This window comes from Pseudoalteromonas sp. SR43-5 (assembly GCF_014163835.1).
Lineage (GTDB): Bacteria > Pseudomonadota > Gammaproteobacteria > Enterobacterales > Alteromonadaceae > Pseudoalteromonas > Pseudoalteromonas distincta.
Genome location: NZ_JACJEA010000011.1, coordinates 58553 through 75475 on the forward strand (window position 1 = coordinate 58553; position 16923 = coordinate 75475).

Annotated in this window: 18 protein-coding genes; 2 read left to right on the forward strand and 16 right to left on the reverse strand. The window is 39.9% G+C overall.

Annotated features, from left to right (window positions below):
* Positions 1–2: 2 nt before the first annotated feature.
* Genes H5090_RS08435 through ccmA form a run of 3 tightly spaced genes read right to left on the reverse strand, consistent with a single transcriptional unit; the run spans position 3 to position 2046 of the window.
* Positions 3–740, reverse strand: coding sequence for a heme ABC transporter permease (locus H5090_RS08435; RefSeq protein ID WP_138488717.1), 738 nt, complete (start codon positions 738–740; stop codon positions 3–5).
* The gene (gene ccmB / locus H5090_RS08440; protein ID WP_002959286.1) at positions 740–1426 is read right to left on the reverse strand and encodes a heme exporter protein CcmB; all 687 of its coding nucleotides are present in this window, start codon (positions 1424–1426) and stop codon (positions 740–742) included. The genes H5090_RS08435 and ccmB overlap by 1 nt, the downstream gene beginning before the upstream one ends.
* Positions 1426–2046, reverse strand: a complete 621-nt coding sequence (gene ccmA, locus H5090_RS08445) for a cytochrome c biogenesis heme-transporting ATPase CcmA (protein WP_152609331.1) — start codon at positions 2044–2046, stop codon at positions 1426–1428. Before ccmA ends, ccmB begins: the two co-directional genes overlap by 1 nt.
* A gap of 103 nt (positions 2047–2149) precedes the next feature.
* Between ccmA and H5090_RS08450 the strand changes: the two genes are divergently transcribed.
* Together H5090_RS08450 and H5090_RS08455 are read left to right on the forward strand one after the other, a co-directional pair.
* Positions 2150–4603, forward strand: coding sequence for a flagellar hook-length control protein FliK (locus tag H5090_RS08450; protein ID WP_182695465.1), 2454 nt, complete (start codon positions 2150–2152; stop codon positions 4601–4603).
* A 2-nt stretch (positions 4604–4605) separates the two neighbouring features.
* Entirely contained in the window at positions 4606–4914 is a 309-nt protein-coding gene (locus H5090_RS08455) for an EscU/YscU/HrcU family type III secretion system export apparatus switch protein (RefSeq protein ID WP_138488715.1), read from the forward strand.
* Between the two features lie 29 nt (positions 4915–4943).
* Here H5090_RS08455 and H5090_RS08460 read toward each other — a convergent pair whose 3' ends face one another.
* From H5090_RS08460 to flhF, 13 genes are read right to left on the reverse strand one after another with little or no spacing between them, the layout of a single operon-like run.
* The gene (locus H5090_RS08460; protein ID WP_024595394.1) at positions 4944–5345 is read right to left on the reverse strand and encodes a DUF2802 domain-containing protein; all 402 of its coding nucleotides are present in this window, start codon (positions 5343–5345) and stop codon (positions 4944–4946) included.
* A gap of 17 nt (positions 5346–5362) precedes the next feature.
* A complete protein-coding gene (locus tag H5090_RS08465) occupies positions 5363–5860 on the reverse strand; it encodes a chemotaxis protein CheW (RefSeq protein WP_002959294.1) in 498 nt (165 codons plus the stop codon).
* A gap of 24 nt (positions 5861–5884) precedes the next feature.
* Complete coding sequence (locus tag H5090_RS08470) at positions 5885–6676, reverse strand: chemotaxis protein CheW (RefSeq protein WP_182695466.1); 792 nt, start codon at positions 6674–6676, stop codon at positions 5885–5887.
* 3 nt (positions 6677–6679) lie between these two features.
* Complete coding sequence (locus tag H5090_RS08475) at positions 6680–7450, reverse strand: ParA family protein (protein ID WP_182695467.1); 771 nt, start codon at positions 7448–7450, stop codon at positions 6680–6682.
* A 12-nt stretch (positions 7451–7462) separates the two neighbouring features.
* Entirely contained in the window at positions 7463–8422 is a 960-nt protein-coding gene (locus tag H5090_RS08480) for a flagellar motor protein MotB (protein WP_182695468.1), read from the reverse strand.
* 1 nt (position 8423) lies between these two features.
* Positions 8424–9188, reverse strand: coding sequence for a flagellar motor protein (locus H5090_RS08485; RefSeq protein ID WP_024595391.1), 765 nt, complete (start codon positions 9186–9188; stop codon positions 8424–8426).
* The gene (locus H5090_RS08490; protein WP_182695469.1) at positions 9181–10344 is read right to left on the reverse strand and encodes a chemotaxis response regulator protein-glutamate methylesterase; all 1164 of its coding nucleotides are present in this window, start codon (positions 10342–10344) and stop codon (positions 9181–9183) included. Before H5090_RS08490 ends, H5090_RS08485 begins: the two co-directional genes overlap by 8 nt.
* Positions 10345–10402: 58 nt before the next feature.
* Positions 10403–12619 carry a chemotaxis protein CheA gene (locus H5090_RS08495; protein WP_182695470.1) on the reverse strand — a complete coding sequence of 739 codons (2217 nt, stop codon included), beginning with the start codon at positions 12617–12619 and terminating at the stop codon, positions 10403–10405.
* A gap of 15 nt (positions 12620–12634) precedes the next feature.
* Complete coding sequence (locus H5090_RS08500; protein WP_024595388.1) at positions 12635–13408, reverse strand: protein phosphatase CheZ; 774 nt, start codon at positions 13406–13408, stop codon at positions 12635–12637.
* A 17-nt stretch (positions 13409–13425) separates the two neighbouring features.
* Positions 13426–13809, reverse strand: a complete 384-nt coding sequence (cheY, locus tag H5090_RS08505; RefSeq protein ID WP_004588308.1) for a chemotaxis response regulator CheY — start codon at positions 13807–13809, stop codon at positions 13426–13428.
* A 40-nt stretch (positions 13810–13849) separates the two neighbouring features.
* Positions 13850–14560, reverse strand: a complete 711-nt coding sequence (locus tag H5090_RS08510; protein WP_002959310.1) for an RNA polymerase sigma factor FliA — start codon at positions 14558–14560, stop codon at positions 13850–13852.
* A 26-nt stretch (positions 14561–14586) separates the two neighbouring features.
* Positions 14587–15447: a MinD/ParA family protein gene (locus H5090_RS08515; protein ID WP_182695471.1), complete on the reverse strand. Its 861-nt coding sequence runs from the start codon at positions 15445–15447 to the stop codon at positions 14587–14589.
* The gene (flhF, locus tag H5090_RS08520; protein ID WP_182695472.1) at positions 15440–16921 is read right to left on the reverse strand and encodes a flagellar biosynthesis protein FlhF; all 1482 of its coding nucleotides are present in this window, start codon (positions 16919–16921) and stop codon (positions 15440–15442) included. Before flhF ends, H5090_RS08515 begins: the two co-directional genes overlap by 8 nt.
* Positions 16922–16923: the final 2 nt, after the last annotated feature.

Here is a 16923-nt window from a genome sequence, read left to right on the forward strand (position 1 = left end):
AATTACCCCTTATTTAACAACGAGCGAACCCACGGTCGGTGCTTTTCTCGTTGCAAAATTTCATTTTTAAGACGAATTAAAGTCACTGTTCCAACAAAAGCAGCAAAGGCTAAAATATTAACCATAAGAGGCCAAAACATACTTGGATCTATTGCTTTTGTATCTAGCTTTGTAATGCTTGCACCTTGGTGTAACGTATTCCACCACTCAACAGAGTAATGAATAATAGGTAAATTAATTACGCCAACAATTGCTAAAATAGAAGCCGCACGCCCTGCTGACTTCTTATCTTCAAATGCATGGTAAAGCGAAAGTACGCCAAGATATAAAAATAATAAAATAAGTTCAGACGTTAAACGCGCATCCCATACCCACCAAGCACCCCACATAGGTTTACCCCATGCAGCGCCAGTAATAAGCGCTATAGCAGTAATACATGCACCAACAGGCGCAATAGCAATAACAGCAAGCTCGGCATTTCGTAGCTGCCATACAAGTGCAACGATAGCGGCAATCGCCATTGATGAGTAAGCCCCCATAGATAAAATGGCAGAAGGCACATGAATAAAGATGATACGGTAGCTGTCTTTTTGTTGGTAATCGGCAGGTGCAAAACCAAGCCCCCATACCCATCCAACAATCATACTAACTAAGGTAACTACGGCAAAATAAGGCAGTAACGTATTGCATAACTGGTATGCACGCTCTGCTTTAGCATAGGGATGTAACCACTTCCACATTAACTTACACTCACTTTTAAAGCTGACGATATGGCAATTGGTGCGCTTATAATAGCAATAAGTAACATTGCACCAAGGATGGCAAGCTGCCCACTATAATCCAGTGACATTGTACTGGTATCGATAGCCGACGTTGCAAAAATCAAAACAGGAATATACAAAGGCAGTACGAGTAAACTCATCAAAATACCCCCTTTTTGTAACCCCACAGTAAGCCCTGCGCCTATTGCGCCAATAAAGCTCAATAATGGTGTGCCTAATAATAATGTTAAAACGGTTGCTGTTAACGCCGTACTTTCTAGGTTTAACAACAATGCAAATAGCGGAGTCATTAATACAAGCGGTAAACCTGTCACCACCCAATGAGCAGCCACTTTAGCAAGTACGGTTAGCGATAATGGATAAGAGGATGCAATTAACTGCTCCAACGAGCCATCGTTAAAATCATCCCTAAACAACTTATCTAAACCCAACATGGTAGAGAGTAATGCGGCAACCCAAATAATACCTGGCGCCATTCTCGCAAGTAGACCGGGCTCAGGCCCTATTGCTAACGGAAATAATGAAATTACAATTAAGAAGAATAAAATAGGATTTACAATTTCGGCGCGCTGGCGAAACGCAAGTTTTACATCTTTGGTAAATACCGCACTAAATAGCAACCAATAAGAGTGTTGACGAGTCATTAGTGGCGATACTCCAGTGTAACCGTTTGTAAGTTACTAAAGTGGGTCGTTAAGTCTTGGTGAGTCGTTAATAAAATAGCACCACCGCTTTGTAAGTGTTCAGTAAATCGCTGCTGTAAAAAGGCGACACCGCTTTTATCAAGCGCGGTAAATGGCTCATCAAGTACCCATAATTTAGCATCACTTAACCAAAGCCTAACAAGCGCTACACGTCTTTGTTGTCCAGCAGATAACATTCTAACGGGTACGTCTTCAAGTCCAACAAGGCCAAGTTGCGCTAAAATAGGATATAAATCAGGCTCATTTATGTAGCCATTAATTTGTAACCAGTGGCGAACATTTTCAACTGCACTAAGCTGAGTACTTACACCTGTTTTATGCCCTATAAAAAGCAGCTCTCTGGCATACTCTTCATAGTACTTAGATATAGGTTGATCTTGGAACAAAACAGACCCTTCATCAGGCACAGAAAAGCCAGCAATAATACGCAATAGCGATGTTTTACCAGCCCCATTAGGACCCGCTAATTGCATGATTTGACCGCTATTAAGGCTAAAATTAAGATCCGCAAACAAACAACGATCTTGCTTGATGCAGGTGACGGACTTAATGTGTAACAAGATGACGATTCTCTCTGCCAAAAATTAGGCGTTAGTCTACCATAATGATAGGGTAATACGAATATTGCTTTATAATCGATTAACAAAAACTTGATTTAAAATAATGAATACACCAACGCAAATAACATTATCTAACTCATTGGTTATCAATCAATCTGCTCACAGCCAGACCAATGAGTTACCACAGTTACCTAGTGAGGTACTTGCGGCTAAAAACATCCAATTTTCGAAAGACTCGATTACGCTTGATGTATTTATTGATAAGCATTGGCAAACATTAAGGCTTGGCACTTCAAGCGCACCACAAAACCTGCAAAAAATAGTCAGTGCTAACATACAAATCAGCCCTGATGGTAAGCAGCTCAACATCTCGCCAAACAGTACAACCTTTACTTTAAATCAGCCGGTACAATTGCAGCGCTTGTTAAATTATGTAAGCACGGGCACTGAGGTACAAAGCCAACCAATGGATGTAAAAGTTGCTGTATCCCCGTCTCCCAAGTTAGTTATTGATAAACTCAACGCAAGTATTGCCATAAATAAAGACGTAGCCCAGTTACTTACAACAGAACAGCCTTTAAAAGTAGTTGTTAGTACGACTAATAAAGGCGCACAGATTAATGTTATTAACCGCTTTGCTGATACGGTTCACTCGCAACCACTTAGCCAAACTAAACTTACTAATTTACTCGCGGCCTTATTACCCAGTGCGCAGCTTCAAGCAACACCAAAACTGGCTATTTTAACTCATCCTCAAAAGTCAGGTTCATTTACAACACCTATTACTAATCAACAACTTGCCGAACTACCTAATACACCTATTAAAGTAAATTTAGTGAACCAGGCAGATAAATTATTTATTAAAACCGATACAAACAATATAAAAGTAACGCTTAACAACTCATTCTCAAAACCATTTAACGAGTTACTTTTAGCGCAAAAAAGCAATGCACCTGAAGTAGCCGTTTCTGCGAGTAATATTAAAGTAAATCCATTATTGACCCTAAATAGTCCAATAAAATCGTGGCTACAAAATAGTTTTAGTGATTTAAAAACGCGAATTAATGATGCGGTTAAATATTTTGAAAATAAGCCTTTTGCTACAATAAGTAAATCTGAGTTAACGCAGCTATCAACTTCGCCCGCGCAACAAAAAACGTCTTTTGCTATACAACTGAGTGAATCACCGCTAATTAGAGTTAACATTACTCAAAGTGTGAGTACTGCGTTAAATAACAATACGAGCAATATTTTGCCAGAGCACTTTTCAAGGCTCCCGCCGATTGTACAATTAACGCAACTAGTAAAAGGAAGTGTTAGTGTTTGGCAAACACCTGCAAACACAGCAGCAACTTACACGCCAATAACAAATAATTCTACTCCAGGTGAAGTGGCGAGCGCTAAGCCAAGTGATTTAAAAACAAGCCAATTAAGCTCCCTTATTACTAGTGAAAACAGTAAATCGAACACCTTGCTTAACCCTACCAATGAAGTAGTCACTAAGGGACTTACCACCTCCTCAGCACAGCTTGCAATAAACGATAACAATCAAAACAACACAAGCACAGTGAACACTAAAAGCATTACCTTGTTAACTGAGCCGTTATCTAATGCGCCCTCTCGTAGTCAAATGCTACAACCAATAGAAGCAAAACTATTAAGTACATTATTAAAGCTTCCTGATGCCACAACCCCTACAGATAGGCTGGCTTACAATAAACAACTTTTAAGCAGTCAAATTACTGATATTACAGATAAGGCAACAAAAGACACCCCTGATTTAACTCGCTTAATTAATCAGGCATTTAACCGTATGGTTTCAAGTAATAACATAAACCCTGCAACCATACAGCGTGAGATACTTGCTACTTTACAGCCCACTCAACTAGCGGGTGATATGCTGCAAAGTAGTTTCACTAAAGGGCTTGAACAGGTGGCTGTGAGTATTTTAGCTGCGCCTCTGATTAGCCAATCAGTAACGCCTATCAGTTTTAATAATCAAACTGGCTTAGATGCTCTCTTACAAGTACTTATACCTACTTTTAAAATGGGTAACACGGGAGCAAAAATGCTTGAACAGCTTCAACAAGCTCAAGTACAAGCTTTGGCCAGCGAAATCGTACACGTTAAAAACACACTTACCCAAGTGAGTCTCTCAACACCAAATCAACAGCCAGACACAAACCCGCTTGCACAATTTTTATTACCGATGAGATTACCTCCAGAAGCAGCCCAAACAGAAATAACACTTGGACAGTATAAAAAGCCAAGCGCCGGTAAATTAGAAGATAAAAATGTATGGTTTGTCAGATTAAACTTTGATTATGCCCAACTTGGGCAGCTACAAATTACTGCAGAGTTAATGGATCAAGCACTCGATTGCCAGCTATTAGCCTCGAGCCAAGAAGTAAGTGCAATTGCTCACCCTCACTTAGATAATTTAAGATCAAAACTAGCTAAACATGGCTTACAAGTTGGCGAGCTCAATTTAAGGCGAGGCGATGCCAACAATCAGGCATTCTATAAATCTCACGCAATTATTAATATTAAGGTTTAGCTATGAGTGAAACACCGATTAATAAATCAGCCATTGGGCTTTTGTACGAAGCTGGTAACACACCCACTGTAAGTGTTAAAGGGTTTGGTGAATTAGCTGATGAAATAATAGCAGCGGCTAAACTAAAAGGAATTATGATCCACGAAGATGCAGCACTTGCTAAAACGTTGTCGCATTTAGAGTTAGGAGAAGAAATTCCTAAAGAGCTTTATTATGTTATTGCAGAGCTTATTGCGTTTTCGTATGTATTAAGAGGTCAATTTCCGCCAGGTTGGCAGGATTTTCAAGGTAAGTTAAATATTAAGGCTTGAGCCAATTTATCCGCACATAAAAAAAGGCGCTAAGCACCTTTTTGTTTATGTAATGAAAATAGTAATTCGGCTTCTGCTCGTGGTAGTTCGCACTCGCGTATTACTTCATCAAGGTCTGCACCTAACTCAACCATTTTTACAGCACGAGAGTAAATTTTAGCATCAGGGTCATCGTATTTTTGCGCCGCTTGCTGTTGCATTAAATCTTGGTTTTGTTGTTCAACTTCAAGCACTCGCTTACCAATACTTAAGAGCCCGGTTCTAATCTCCGAAATTTCACTGCGCAAAATATGAGTCTGCTCAGAGCTATCTTTAAGCTGCTGCGATACAGCATTAATTTCATTCGCGTGTTTATTTTTTAATGCAATAATTAACGCCAGCGATATAAGTCCTACCGCTAACGCTGATATAGCTATACTAAGTAACACCATAATTTATTTGGTAAAGCTTATATATCGCTTAACTCATCCCATTCGTCATCACTGAGTAACTTATTTAAATCAACCAAAATCAGTAATTCATTATCGCGGTTACAAACACCTTGAATAAACTTAGCGCTTTCTTCAGTACCAACATTTGGCGCACTGTCGATTTCAGAGCTGCGCAAGTAAACCACTTCCGATACGCTGTCGGCTAAAATACCAATAACTTGCTCTTCTGCTTCAATAATTAAGATGCGAGAGTTGTCAGTTGCATCAGCAGCTAGCAAACCAAAACGTGCACGAGTATCAATAACGGTAACAACGTTGCCGCGTAAGTTAATAATACCAATCACATATGAAGGTGCACCTGGTACAGGAGCTATCTCTGTATAACGAAGTATTTCTTGTACTTGCATTACATTTACGCCGTAAGTTTCTTCCTCTAGCTTAAACGTAACCCACTGTAAAATTTCATCGTTATTATCTGCGTTTTTATTTGCTGACAGTAATTTATCTTGATTCATGCTATTACCCCGTAATGGTCATTACTACTGACGGCTATCTAAGCCTTTCTCTAATAATATATTTAAATTATCTACGTCTATCAAAGCACACATTTTTTCTTTTATAACGCCAGCAAGCCATGGGCGCTTGCTTTTATTTGTACGCCATTTTACATCTTCTTTACTCAATGTAATGTTATTTATCAACTTTTCAGCTAATAAACCCCACTGGCTATCACCTAGTGTAATCAAATATTGATAATCTAAAGATGCCTCTAATTTATCATCATATTTTTCTGGCATAACCCAGCGCGCAGTATCAACAACATTAAGCTTTTCTTCTCTGTTGAGCATAACGCCTTTAAACCATTTCGGCTTACCAAACAAATGATTTACTTCACCTAATTGATGTATTCCACCAAGTGCTTTTAATGGCACAGCCAAGGTCAAGCCAGCAACTTCAAAAAACAATGCCTGAAATTCACCATCAAAATAGTCTGATTGGCTAGTAGTTACAATCTCCAGCTCTGGCTTTTCTATAGTAGTAATTGCAGGTGCTATTACTTCCTCGTCAACCACTTCATTAACTTTTTCAGTTTCAAACGCTGGCTCAGCTATTGGCTCAATTTCAACATTGAGCAAGTCATTATCAAATGTACTCTCTGCTGCTTTTAATTGTTCTTTAGGTTTTGAATGAATATGCTGTTGTGAATCATCTGGGATTCGCTCAAGTAATTTTGCAACTGGCTCAAGGATATCTACAGGCTCATCTTCACATAACAAAGCCCCGAGGTATTGTTTCATTACTTTTTCATTAGCAAACAATTGCTTACTCATTCATTAACCTTGTTCAATTAAATATTCTAGCAGTGCTTTATATGCGTATACACCGCGCGAGCGAGGACAATACTCTACAGGTACTTTTTGTGCAAAGCTTGCATCTCTAAATTTGGTATCCACCGGTATCACACCTGGCCAAACTTTATCACCATATGTACTTTGCAATGTTTTGTATGCTTCTAACGATGCGTTAGTACGTTTGTCGTACATGGTAGGAATTATAGTATATTGATAATCTTTTGCTTGAGAGGATTGCATCAAATCCATAGTACGCATCATTCTATCAAGCCCTTTGAGTGCTAAAAACTCCGTTTGCACTGGCACTAAAATTCGCTCACTTGCTGCAAGCGCATTGACCATTAACACCCCTAAAACTGGAGGGCAATCTAAAATGGCATAATCGTAATGTTCGCTAATTTTTGCAAGCGCTTTTTTTAGTATTAACCCCATCCCTGTTTTATTACCCATACTTCGATCAAGCGTAGCTATTGCCATAGTCGCAGGTAAAATATCCAAGTTTTGAAGTGTTGATGGACACAAAGCTTGGAGTATCTCTTCACTTTGCATACTTGTACCACGGGCAAAAATATCGTACACACTGACTTCTAAATCCTCTGAGTCAATGCCAAAGTAATAAGTGAGTGACGCATGAGGGTCTGTATCTATAAGCAATACACGTTTACCTTGTAATGCCAAAATACCGGCAAGGCTCACTGCGGTTGTTGTTTTACCAACCCCTCCTTTTTGATTAGCGACAGTCCAAATCTTCACATTACATCCTAATTACTGTTCATTGCGCGTTGTTATGCGAATACCGCCATGAGGCAAACGAATTACTTTTATTGTATCGTCATCTGAAGGAAGTTCAATTTCAGGTTCAATCACTGCAGGCTCATCAGCTTGCCCGTCACTTTTAACCTCTTGTTTTGGCGGTAATCCATACTTAGAAAGTGCGATAACAACTTTACGATTTTCTGCGCGCCCTTGTTCTGTATCGTTACTTGCAAAAGGTGAATATTGGCCATAACCTTCTATCGCCATTCTAGCTGAATTAATGCCTAATGCTTCCAGCTCTACTAAAATTGACGTGGCTCTAGCTACCGACAGTTCCCAGTTCGAACGAAATATCTCATTACGAATACTTTCATCATCAGTATAACCTCGTACTCTTACATAGTTATCTACTGGTGCAATAATATCTCTAACAATCTTGACGACCTGCTTTGCTCGAGAGTGTGCAACTGAACTACCGCTTGAAAATAACATACCTGAGCTTAGCTCTATAATCAGCCAATCTTGGTTAAGCTCTAAACTGGCTTCTCCATCACGGATTTCATCAATAAGCGCTGACTGTAATTTAATTAATAAACTATCAAGAGGTTTGCCTAAATACTTTTGCTGGATATTGCTTGTATCACTTTGGCCGTCGAGTAGCTCAGGACCTTGCTCTTCTTTTAATATACTTTCGCCATAAAGAACTTCTTGTTCAGGTGTCACTCTATCTGTCAATATTCCATTACCGTTGACACCTTCACCTTGCTGGGAGTATTGGCGAGCTGACTTATCAAAAACCTGTTCAAGGGAATCTGACAATATTTGGAATTGTTCTTCTTTATTAATCGCTATCGCATACAGAACCACAAAAAAAGCAAACATAATAGTCATGTAATCGGCATACGATACAAGCCAACGTTCGGTATGTTGACTTTTAGCAGCAGAGTGACGAAGTCGTCGGCGTAACATGTTATTCGTCCACTAAATTAGGGCGCTCTACACGATAGGCTTCAAGCTTTAATTCTATATTTACTGGGCTTTCACCTATGCTTATTGCAATAACGCCTTCAGCAAGCATTTCATGGTAAAGCATTTTTTGCTCTACACGCTGTTTTAACTTATTTGCCATAGGTAAAAACAATAAATTAGCTAAACCAACACCATAAATGGTCGCAATAAATGCCGTTGCAACGCCGGCGCCAAGCATTTGTGGATCGGTAATAAACGACATTGCCTGTATTAAGCCAAGCACCGCACCTAAAATACCAATGGTAGGGCTGTAACCCCCCATTGCTTCATAAACACGCGCGGCTTCAAGCAAACGATCGCGCTCTAGCAGTAAATCAATTTCAAGCGTGTCTCGTAGTTTTTGCTCTGAGCAGCCATCGACAAGTAAGCTTAAACCTTTTGCTGCATACGCATCTGGGTGAGCTAAAGCTTCATTCTCAAGCGCTAAGTAACCTTCTTGACGTGCCTTATGAGACCATCGTTTAACTTGCTCTATTGCGTCTTCAATATCGTATTGTGGTGCAACAAAAACCCACGAGCTCATATTTAGCATTTTTTTGAATGTGCTAGCAGAGGTTTGCAACATAACAGCGCCAAGCGTGCCACCAAGTACAATAATAAGCGCAGGGCCATTAAATAAAGCTGAAACAACACCGCCTTCTAAAGAATAGCCTAAACCTATTGCACCAAGTGCTACCAATAGTCCAAATATTGAGAGTTTATCCACAACCTACCTCTCTCATTATACGTGCTGCAACATCGCTCAATGCTAAGCTTTCACTTGAAAGCCCCGCATTAGCAATTGCTTGGGGCATTCCATAAACGACACAGCTTTTCTCATCCTGTGCCCAAATAGTTGCCCCCGTTTGTTTTAACATTCTTGCACCATCACGACCATCAGCGCCCATACCTGTTAAAACAATAGCAAGTACATCGCCTTGATACGTTTTAGCTGCACTAGCAAACGTTACATCTACGCTTGGTTTATAACTTATTCTCTCGCTATGATCTTCAAATACGCGCAGCGTTCTATTTGCTCCACGCCCCTCTACCATCATCTGCTGCCCGCCAGGCGCTAAATAAGCAGTTCCTGGTTGTAAGCGATCGCCTTGTTGTGCTTCTTTCACTTTTATTTGGCACAAACCGTTTAAGCGCGCTGCAAACGCAGGTGTAAATGCAGCGGGCATGTGCTGAATAAGTAAAATAGGGAGAGAAAAACTAGCAGGCAATTGAGTCAATATAGTTTGCAGAGCAACAGGACCACCTGTAGAAGTACCAATAGCTAAAAGTTGATATTGTTTTCCACTTGCTCGCATTGAGGCAACATTTGAACTTGTCGATGCAACAGGCGCAGCTCTTTGAAAGCTTCTATCAGGCTGCTTGATTTGAGTTGTTGATGTGCTTGTTCTTTGCGAAAGTGAACTTGTTGGTTTCGTTGAAATGACTGGTTTAGCTGGTGTTGCCGCTCTAAATGTTCGCGGTAAACGTCTTCGTCCTATATCTTTTACTTTACTTTGCAAAAGCTTAATTGCATCTTCATTATTGCGCGCAATATCTTCAAATTTTTTCGGTAAAAAATCCATTGCGCCAGCATCTAACGCATCAAACGTTGCTGTTGCACCATCACGTGTAAGTGATGAAAACATTAAGATAGGAGTTGGGTTACTCGCCATTATCTCTTTAACTGCGCTAATACCATCAAGCACAGGCATTTCGACATCCATGGTGATCATGTCAGGACGCAATTGAGCTGCTTTCTCAACAGCCTCTCTGCCATTAACAGCAAAGCCTATAACTTGTATATCGCTATCTTGCTCAAGGATTTCGCTTACTCTACGGCGAAAAAAGCTTGAATCATCAACAACTAAAACTTTAACGGCCATTTAGCTCTCTTATTAAATTTATGCGTAGGTATATATTAAATATATACCTACTTTATTATTAGCCTGCGTAATGTTTTAACATGTTTGGAACGTCTAAAATCAGTGCAATGCCGCCATCTGAAGTTATTGTAGCGCCTGCCATACCTGGCGTTCCTTGAAGTAACGCATCAAGCGGCTTAATCACTACTTCTTCTTGGCCAATTAATGAGTCAACAACAAAACCAATTTGTTGCGTACCAATTTGTACAATAACGACGTGACCTTTAGATTTTCGCTGAGAACGATCTGAGTCTTTTACTAACCAATGCTCAAGGTAAAATAACGGTATCGCCTTTTTACGCACAATAATTGTTAATTGCCCATCAACTACATTCGTCTTCGTTAAATCTAAATTGAATATCTCACTAACACCAGCCAGTGGTAACGCAAATGTTTGTGCGCCAACAACGACCATTAATGTCGGTAATATAGCCAAGGTAAGTGGTACTTTTATTTCTAAAATAGTACCGACACCAAGTTCAGACTGAATGCTTACTGAGCCATTAAGTTGCGTGATCTTAGTTTTAACTACGTCCATTCCTACACCACGGCCTGAAATATCAGATATTTCTTCTTTTGTAGAAAAGCCAGGTGCAAAAATCAGGTTATATGCTTCGGTGTCAGAAAGTCGACTCGCTTGGTCATGATCGAGTACGCCTTTACTAATTGCAATTTTTTTCAGTTTTTCAGCATCCATACCTGCACCATCATCTTTGATGGTTAGCAAAATATGGTCGCCCTCTTGAGACGCTGATAAAGTAACATTACCTGTTCTAGGCTTACCAGCTGCTTCACGAACAGCGGGCATTTCAATACCATGGTCAACTGAGTTTCTAACTAAATGCACAAGCGGGTCGGCAAGTGCTTCAACTAAGTTTTTATCTAGATCGGTTTCTTCACCAATAAGTTTTAAATCAATATCTTTATTTAAGCTACGTGCTAAGTCGCGTACAACGCGAGGGAAGCGACCAAATACCTTCTTAATTGGTTGCATTCGCGTTTGCATAACCGCACCTTGAATATCCGCAGTCACTACATCTAAGTTAGAGATTGCTTTACCCATCGCTTCACTGTCTGAGTTAGTCGCTAAACTAACCAAACGATTTCGTACAAGAACTAACTCACCAACCATATTCATAATTTGATCGAGTCGTTTTGTATCTACGCGAACAGTGGTCTCTGCTGCTGGTGGCGCTGATTTTTTTGGAGCTGCTGGTGGTACTTTAGCTACTGGCTTCTCTGGCGCTTTTTCAACTGGTTTTGGAGTAGGAGCTTTAGCTGGCTCAGCTTTTTTTACTGGTTCACTCACTTGTTTAGCTGGCGGTGAAACAGGTTCAGGTTGTTTTGCAGCTGGCGCACTTTCTATCGATTTAGGAGCAGTGCCTTTACCATGAAGTTCATCAAGAAGCGCTTCAAATTCGTCATCACTAATTTCATCATCTGATGAATTAACTGTATTTACAGCTGGTATAGCAGATTCTACAGGTGTTTTATTGGCATCATTTTGTTCAGGTTTGCTCGTAACTTCACCAAAACTGCCAACACCATGTAACTCGTCTAATAAGCTGTCAAATTCATCATCAGTAATATCACCACTAAAATCACTACTACTTGCTACTGGTTTTTCAACTGCAGGACCTTGTCCTTTACCGTGCAGCTCATCAAGTAAGCTTTCAAATTCGTCTTCAGTGATTTCATCTATTTCAGCATCGCTAACCGAAGGCGCTCCGCTAAATAGTTCATCAAATGCAAACGGATCTTCATCATCAGCTACCGGTGTATCCACCACTTCATTATGAGGTTGTTCAACCTCTGTTTGTGAAGAGGCTTCAGTGGCTTCGGCTTCTGTTGGAGGTAGACCTAAGATATGAAGAGTATGAAGTAATTCAGGATCTGCAGGTTCAGGCTTGTCTCTGTTTTGGATAGTCGCAAACATCTCATTAATGGTGTCTAGTGCTTGTAAAATAACATCCATTAACTCTGAGTTGACTGTTCGCACGCCTTGACGTAGTAAATCAAATACGTTTTCAGCACCGTGACAAGCATCAACAAGTTCTGTCATAGCTAAAAAGCCTGCACCACCTTTTACAGTGTGAAAACCTCTAAATATAGCGTTTAGTAACTCGGTATCTTCTGGATTATTTTCCAGCTCAACTAACTGTTCAGATAAAAGCTCTAGGATTTCTCCAGCCTCTACAAGAAAGTCTTGTAAAATATCTTCATCGACTTCAAACATGCAGTTACTCTCCTCTTAGAAGCCCAAACTTGATAAAAGATCATCAACTTCATCTTGATCAGATACAACATCATTACGCGATTCTTTATCAATAATAGGGCCTTCAGGACCTGCTAAAGTTTGTGTGGCAACTGGTTCTTTTATTTTTTGTTGTTCTACTTTATTCGCGGTGCTGTTAGTGTCGTCTTGTTCAGCAAACGCAGTTAAAAGATGAAGTAAACTTTCTTCTACTTCCCTAACAAGTTCGATAACACGGCGAATAACTTGACCTGTTAAGTCTTGATAGTCTTGAGCCATTAGTACATTTGTCATTAAGTTTTGAAGCTCATCAGTCTTATGATGAGAGTTGTTCATAAACTTATCGATGCTATGGCAAAGTTGCTTAAACTCACCAAGCTCAATCTCGCGGCTCATTAAACGATCCCATGTCGGTTTAATATGAGATATTTCGTCCGCTAACTGTTGGGCTATAGGAAGACTCGCTTCCACTGCATCCATTGTTTTATTAGCCGCATTTTCTGTCATTTCTATAACATAATTAAGCCGCTTTTTAGCATCTGGAATCGCATCTGTCGTTATATCAGTTAAGCGAGTATCAAGCTCAAAACTTTTAAGGGCTTCGTGCAGTTGACGAGTCAACTTTCCAACTTCAGCAAATAATTCAGACTGCTCTTTAGATGCAGCCTCTAAAATCAACTGATTTGCTTTGTCTTGCTCATCATTTTCTAAAAAAACAACGAGCTGACGAGCTTGTTCTAACGTTATTTGAGGCGCAGCTGGTGCTGGCATAAGCCTCTCCCCCATCATTAGCCTAAGCGTTCAAATACTTTTTCTAATTTAGTTTTTAATGTTCCAGCCGTAAATGGCTTAACAATATAACCATTAACACCAGCTTGCGCTGCAGCTATTATTTGTTCTTTTTTAGCCTCTGCCGTTACCATTAATACAGGGATATGTTTTAACTTCTCGTCTGCACGTATTGCTCTTAAAAGATCAATACCCTGCATTCCAGGCATATTCCAATCCGTAACTACAAAATCAAACACTTGATTTTGCAACATAGGCAAAGCTGTAGACCCATCATCAGCTTCTTGAACGTTAGTGAAACCTAAGTCACGTAACAGATTTTTTATAATGCGTCTCATCGTTGAAAAATCATCAACTACAAGAATTTTCATGTTTTTATCCAAAACATCCCCCAGTGAGGTATTAACCTTTGTTTACTTACTACTAATTTATCCAGTCATTGATTTTAGCTTTAAGCTTAATCATCGCCTGACCATGTATCTGACTTACACGCGATTCACTTACATCGAGTATATGTCCTATTTCTTTTAAATTCATTTCATCGTTGTAGTACAAAGAAAGCACCATCGCATCACGCTCTGGTAATGACTTAATTGCACTTAGCAAAGACTCATTAAACCTATCATTTTTAACATTATTAAAAGGTTTATCTTGTGCTAAATCTTGGCCTACAGGAGTAATAACATCCTCATCTACACCAAGGTCTTCAATGCCTAATATTTTACTCGTATTCGCATCATTTAAAATATGATGGTACTCATTGAGCGAAATTTCAAGTTTTTCAGCAACTTCTATGTCCGTTGGTTCGCGGTTCAGACTACTTTCGAGCTCAGTAATTGCTTCTGCAACTTGCCTGTTTTTACGGTGAACTGAACGAGGAGCCCAATCACCACGGCGCATTTCATCAAGCATAGCACCGCGAATACGAATACCTGCAAAAGTTTCAAAGCTTGCGCCTTTTGTTGCATCAAAGTTTTTCGAAGCTTCTATTAAGCCTATCATTCCTGATTGAATTAAATCATCAAGTTGAACGCTAGGTGGTAATCGAGCAATTAGATGACATGCCACTTTTTTAACAAGTGATGCATGCTTCTCAACAATCACATTTAAATTTTGTGTTGATTGATATCCCATAGCTCTATTCACCAGTGTTGTCATAATTAACCGTTTACTAGTTTCTCAATGAAAAACTCTAAATGCCCAGATGGTTGGTTGGGTATTGGCCATTTAACTGTTTTTGTTGCCAGCGTTTTAAACGCAAGAGCGGCTGGCGAATTTGGAAAGAGCTCTACTATTACTTTTTGACGACGTGTTGCTTTGCGCATATTTTCATCATAAGGAACCGTTGCTACTAGCTCCATTGATACATCTAAAAAGCGGTCGGTAACTTTAGATAGCTTTGCAAACAATTCAGTGCCTTCACGCATACTGCGCACCATATTGGCAACAATTTTAAATTTATAAACGCCGTGCTCACGACTTAATACTTTAATAAGTGCGTAAGCGTCGGTGATTGATGTCGGCTCATCGCATACAACAACCATTACATCTTGCGCTGCACGCGAGAAGCTCAGTACCATGTCTGAAATACCAGCAGCTGTATCTACAATTAAAATATCAAATTCGGTATTCAATTCGCTAAACGCACGAATTAGCCCAGCATGCTCAGATGGTGATAATTCAACCATACTTTGCGAACCCGATGTAGCGGGTACAATTTTAATTCCTGCAGGGCCTTCAACTAAAATTTCATCAAGCTCACATTCACCAGACAAGACATGTGACAAGTTACGCTCTACACGTAAACCAAGCATCACATCACAGTTTGCTAAACCCAAGTCAGCATCCAGCACTAATACTCGATTACCTTGCTGCCCAAGTGCAATAGCTGTATTTAGAGAAACATTTGTTTTCCCTACTCCACCTTTACCACCGGTTACAGCGATAACTTTTACGCCGTTGTTATTGTTTTGACTCATTTTGCGCAGGCCGCTTGCTTGATCTAATACTGTGTTAATCATACATCCCTACTGTGCTTGGCGCCACTGATTGGTGCCTTGAATGTTGTTCTTTTGTTCTTTTTAAATATAATTGCTCAGCCTTTTTAACTAGTTTCTCAGCATTTGCAACACGAATATCCTCTGGTACTCGTTGACCATTAGTAAGATACCCTATTGGAAGGCGATTTTGAATCGCAATACTAATAATCTCACCCAAACTTAATGATTCGTCTAACTTAGTGAAAATACAGCCACTTAACTGTACTTTTTTAAAGTGACGTACAGTTTCTTGCAATACATTAATTTGTGCTGTCGCGCTAAGTACTAAGTAGCTGCGAATATCTACACGTTGGTTACGCATTAACGTGTTTAATTGCTCAGTTAAACGTAAATCTCGCTGGCTCATACCTGCTGTGTCAATTAATACTAGACGTTTATTTCGTAAATGATATAAAACTTCAGCTAATTCATTAGCATCTTTAACTTGCTTAACACCACAACCAATAATACGACCATATGTTGCAAGTTGTTCATAAGCACCAATTCTGTATGTATCAGTGGTTATTAACGCCACTTTATCGGCACCATATTTTTGTGCGCCTAGAGCTGCAAGCTTAGCAACAGTCGTTGTTTTACCCACACCTGTTGGACCCACTAACGCATATACACCACCTTGGCGAAGTATTTCATTATTGGTTGTTTGCATTTGATCTTCGACCATAGTTAACAATGCTTTCCAACCTTGCTTACGAGACACATCATCAGGTACAAAACATGCCATTTGCTGTGCTACTTCTTTATCGATACCCATACCGACTAAACGGTCAACCATACAAGCGCGTGTTGGATCGCGACGCGCCATATCTTGCTGCATCAAGCCTGATACTTGGTGCTCAAGTAATTGACGAATTGCGTTCATTTCTTCACGCATTGTTGTCATTTCTTCGCTTTCATTATTAGGTGCTTGTTGGCGAGTGGTTACTGGGCTATCTAAATCATCAAAGTCGCGGTCTAAATCATCAAAGCCTAAGCTATCCGCTTGAGTTTGTGGACGAACTCGCGCAGCAGCTTCAGGAGCAAACATATTTTTAGTACGCTGCCCCATATCAGGTTCTTGATAGTTATCAGTAGTATCAATACCCGATTGTGAAAACATCGATGCAAGCTCAGGAGAACGAGGACGCGGTGATTGACGCTCTAATAATGCTTGTAGGCTGTCAGCAACTTTTGCTTGAGGCTCAGGCTTGGCACGCTGTGGCTCTGGTTTTACAAAGTTATGCATGCTTTGTTGTGGCGCCTGAGTACGCGGCTCTGCAGGGCGTTGTGGTTGCGCTGCTACTTTAGGGGCTGCTTTGTCATAATCAACTGCCGCTACAATTTCTACACCGTTAGCCAGTTTTTTATTTGACATAATAACCGCATCAACACCTAACTCATCTTTAACTTCTTTAAGTGCTGTGCGCATATCTTTAGCAAAAAAACGTTTAATTTTCATGA

Bases quoted from the DNA above. Each gene is read 5' to 3' on its own strand.
- H5090_RS08515 (WP_182695471.1), bottom strand. From the start codon at position 15,447: ATGATTAACACAGTATTAGATCAAGCAAGCGGCCTGCGCAAAATGAGT.
- H5090_RS08460 (WP_024595394.1), bottom strand. From the start codon at position 5,345: ATGGTGTTACTTAGTATAGCTATATCAGCGTTAGCGGTAGGACTTATA.
- H5090_RS08465 (WP_002959294.1), bottom strand. From the start codon at position 5,860: ATGAATCAAGATAAATTACTGTCAGCAAATAAAAACGCAGATAATAAC.
- H5090_RS08510 (WP_002959310.1), bottom strand. From the start codon at position 14,560: ATGGGATATCAATCAACACAAAATTTAAATGTGATTGTTGAGAAGCAT.
- H5090_RS08435 (WP_138488717.1), bottom strand. From the start codon at position 740: ATGTGGAAGTGGTTACATCCCTATGCTAAAGCAGAGCGTGCATACCAG.
- H5090_RS08470 (WP_182695466.1), bottom strand. From the start codon at position 6,676: ATGAGTAAGCAATTGTTTGCTAATGAAAAAGTAATGAAACAATACCTC.
- H5090_RS08495 (WP_182695470.1), bottom strand. From the start codon at position 12,619: ATGTTTGAAGTCGATGAAGATATTTTACAAGACTTTCTTGTAGAGGCT.
- H5090_RS08450 (WP_182695465.1), top strand. From the start codon at position 2,150: ATGAATACACCAACGCAAATAACATTATCTAACTCATTGGTTATCAAT.
- H5090_RS08490 (WP_182695469.1), bottom strand. From the start codon at position 10,344: ATGGCCGTTAAAGTTTTAGTTGTTGATGATTCAAGCTTTTTTCGCCGT.
- H5090_RS08480 (WP_182695468.1), bottom strand. From the start codon at position 8,422: ATGTTACGCCGACGACTTCGTCACTCTGCTGCTAAAAGTCAACATACC.
- H5090_RS08455 (WP_138488715.1), top strand. From the start codon at position 4,606: ATGAGTGAAACACCGATTAATAAATCAGCCATTGGGCTTTTGTACGAA.
- ccmB (WP_002959286.1), bottom strand. From the start codon at position 1,426: ATGACTCGTCAACACTCTTATTGGTTGCTATTTAGTGCGGTATTTACC.
- H5090_RS08500 (WP_024595388.1), bottom strand. From the start codon at position 13,408: ATGCCAGCACCAGCTGCGCCTCAAATAACGTTAGAACAAGCTCGTCAG.
- flhF (WP_182695472.1), bottom strand. From the start codon at position 16,921: ATGAAAATTAAACGTTTTTTTGCTAAAGATATGCGCACAGCACTTAAA.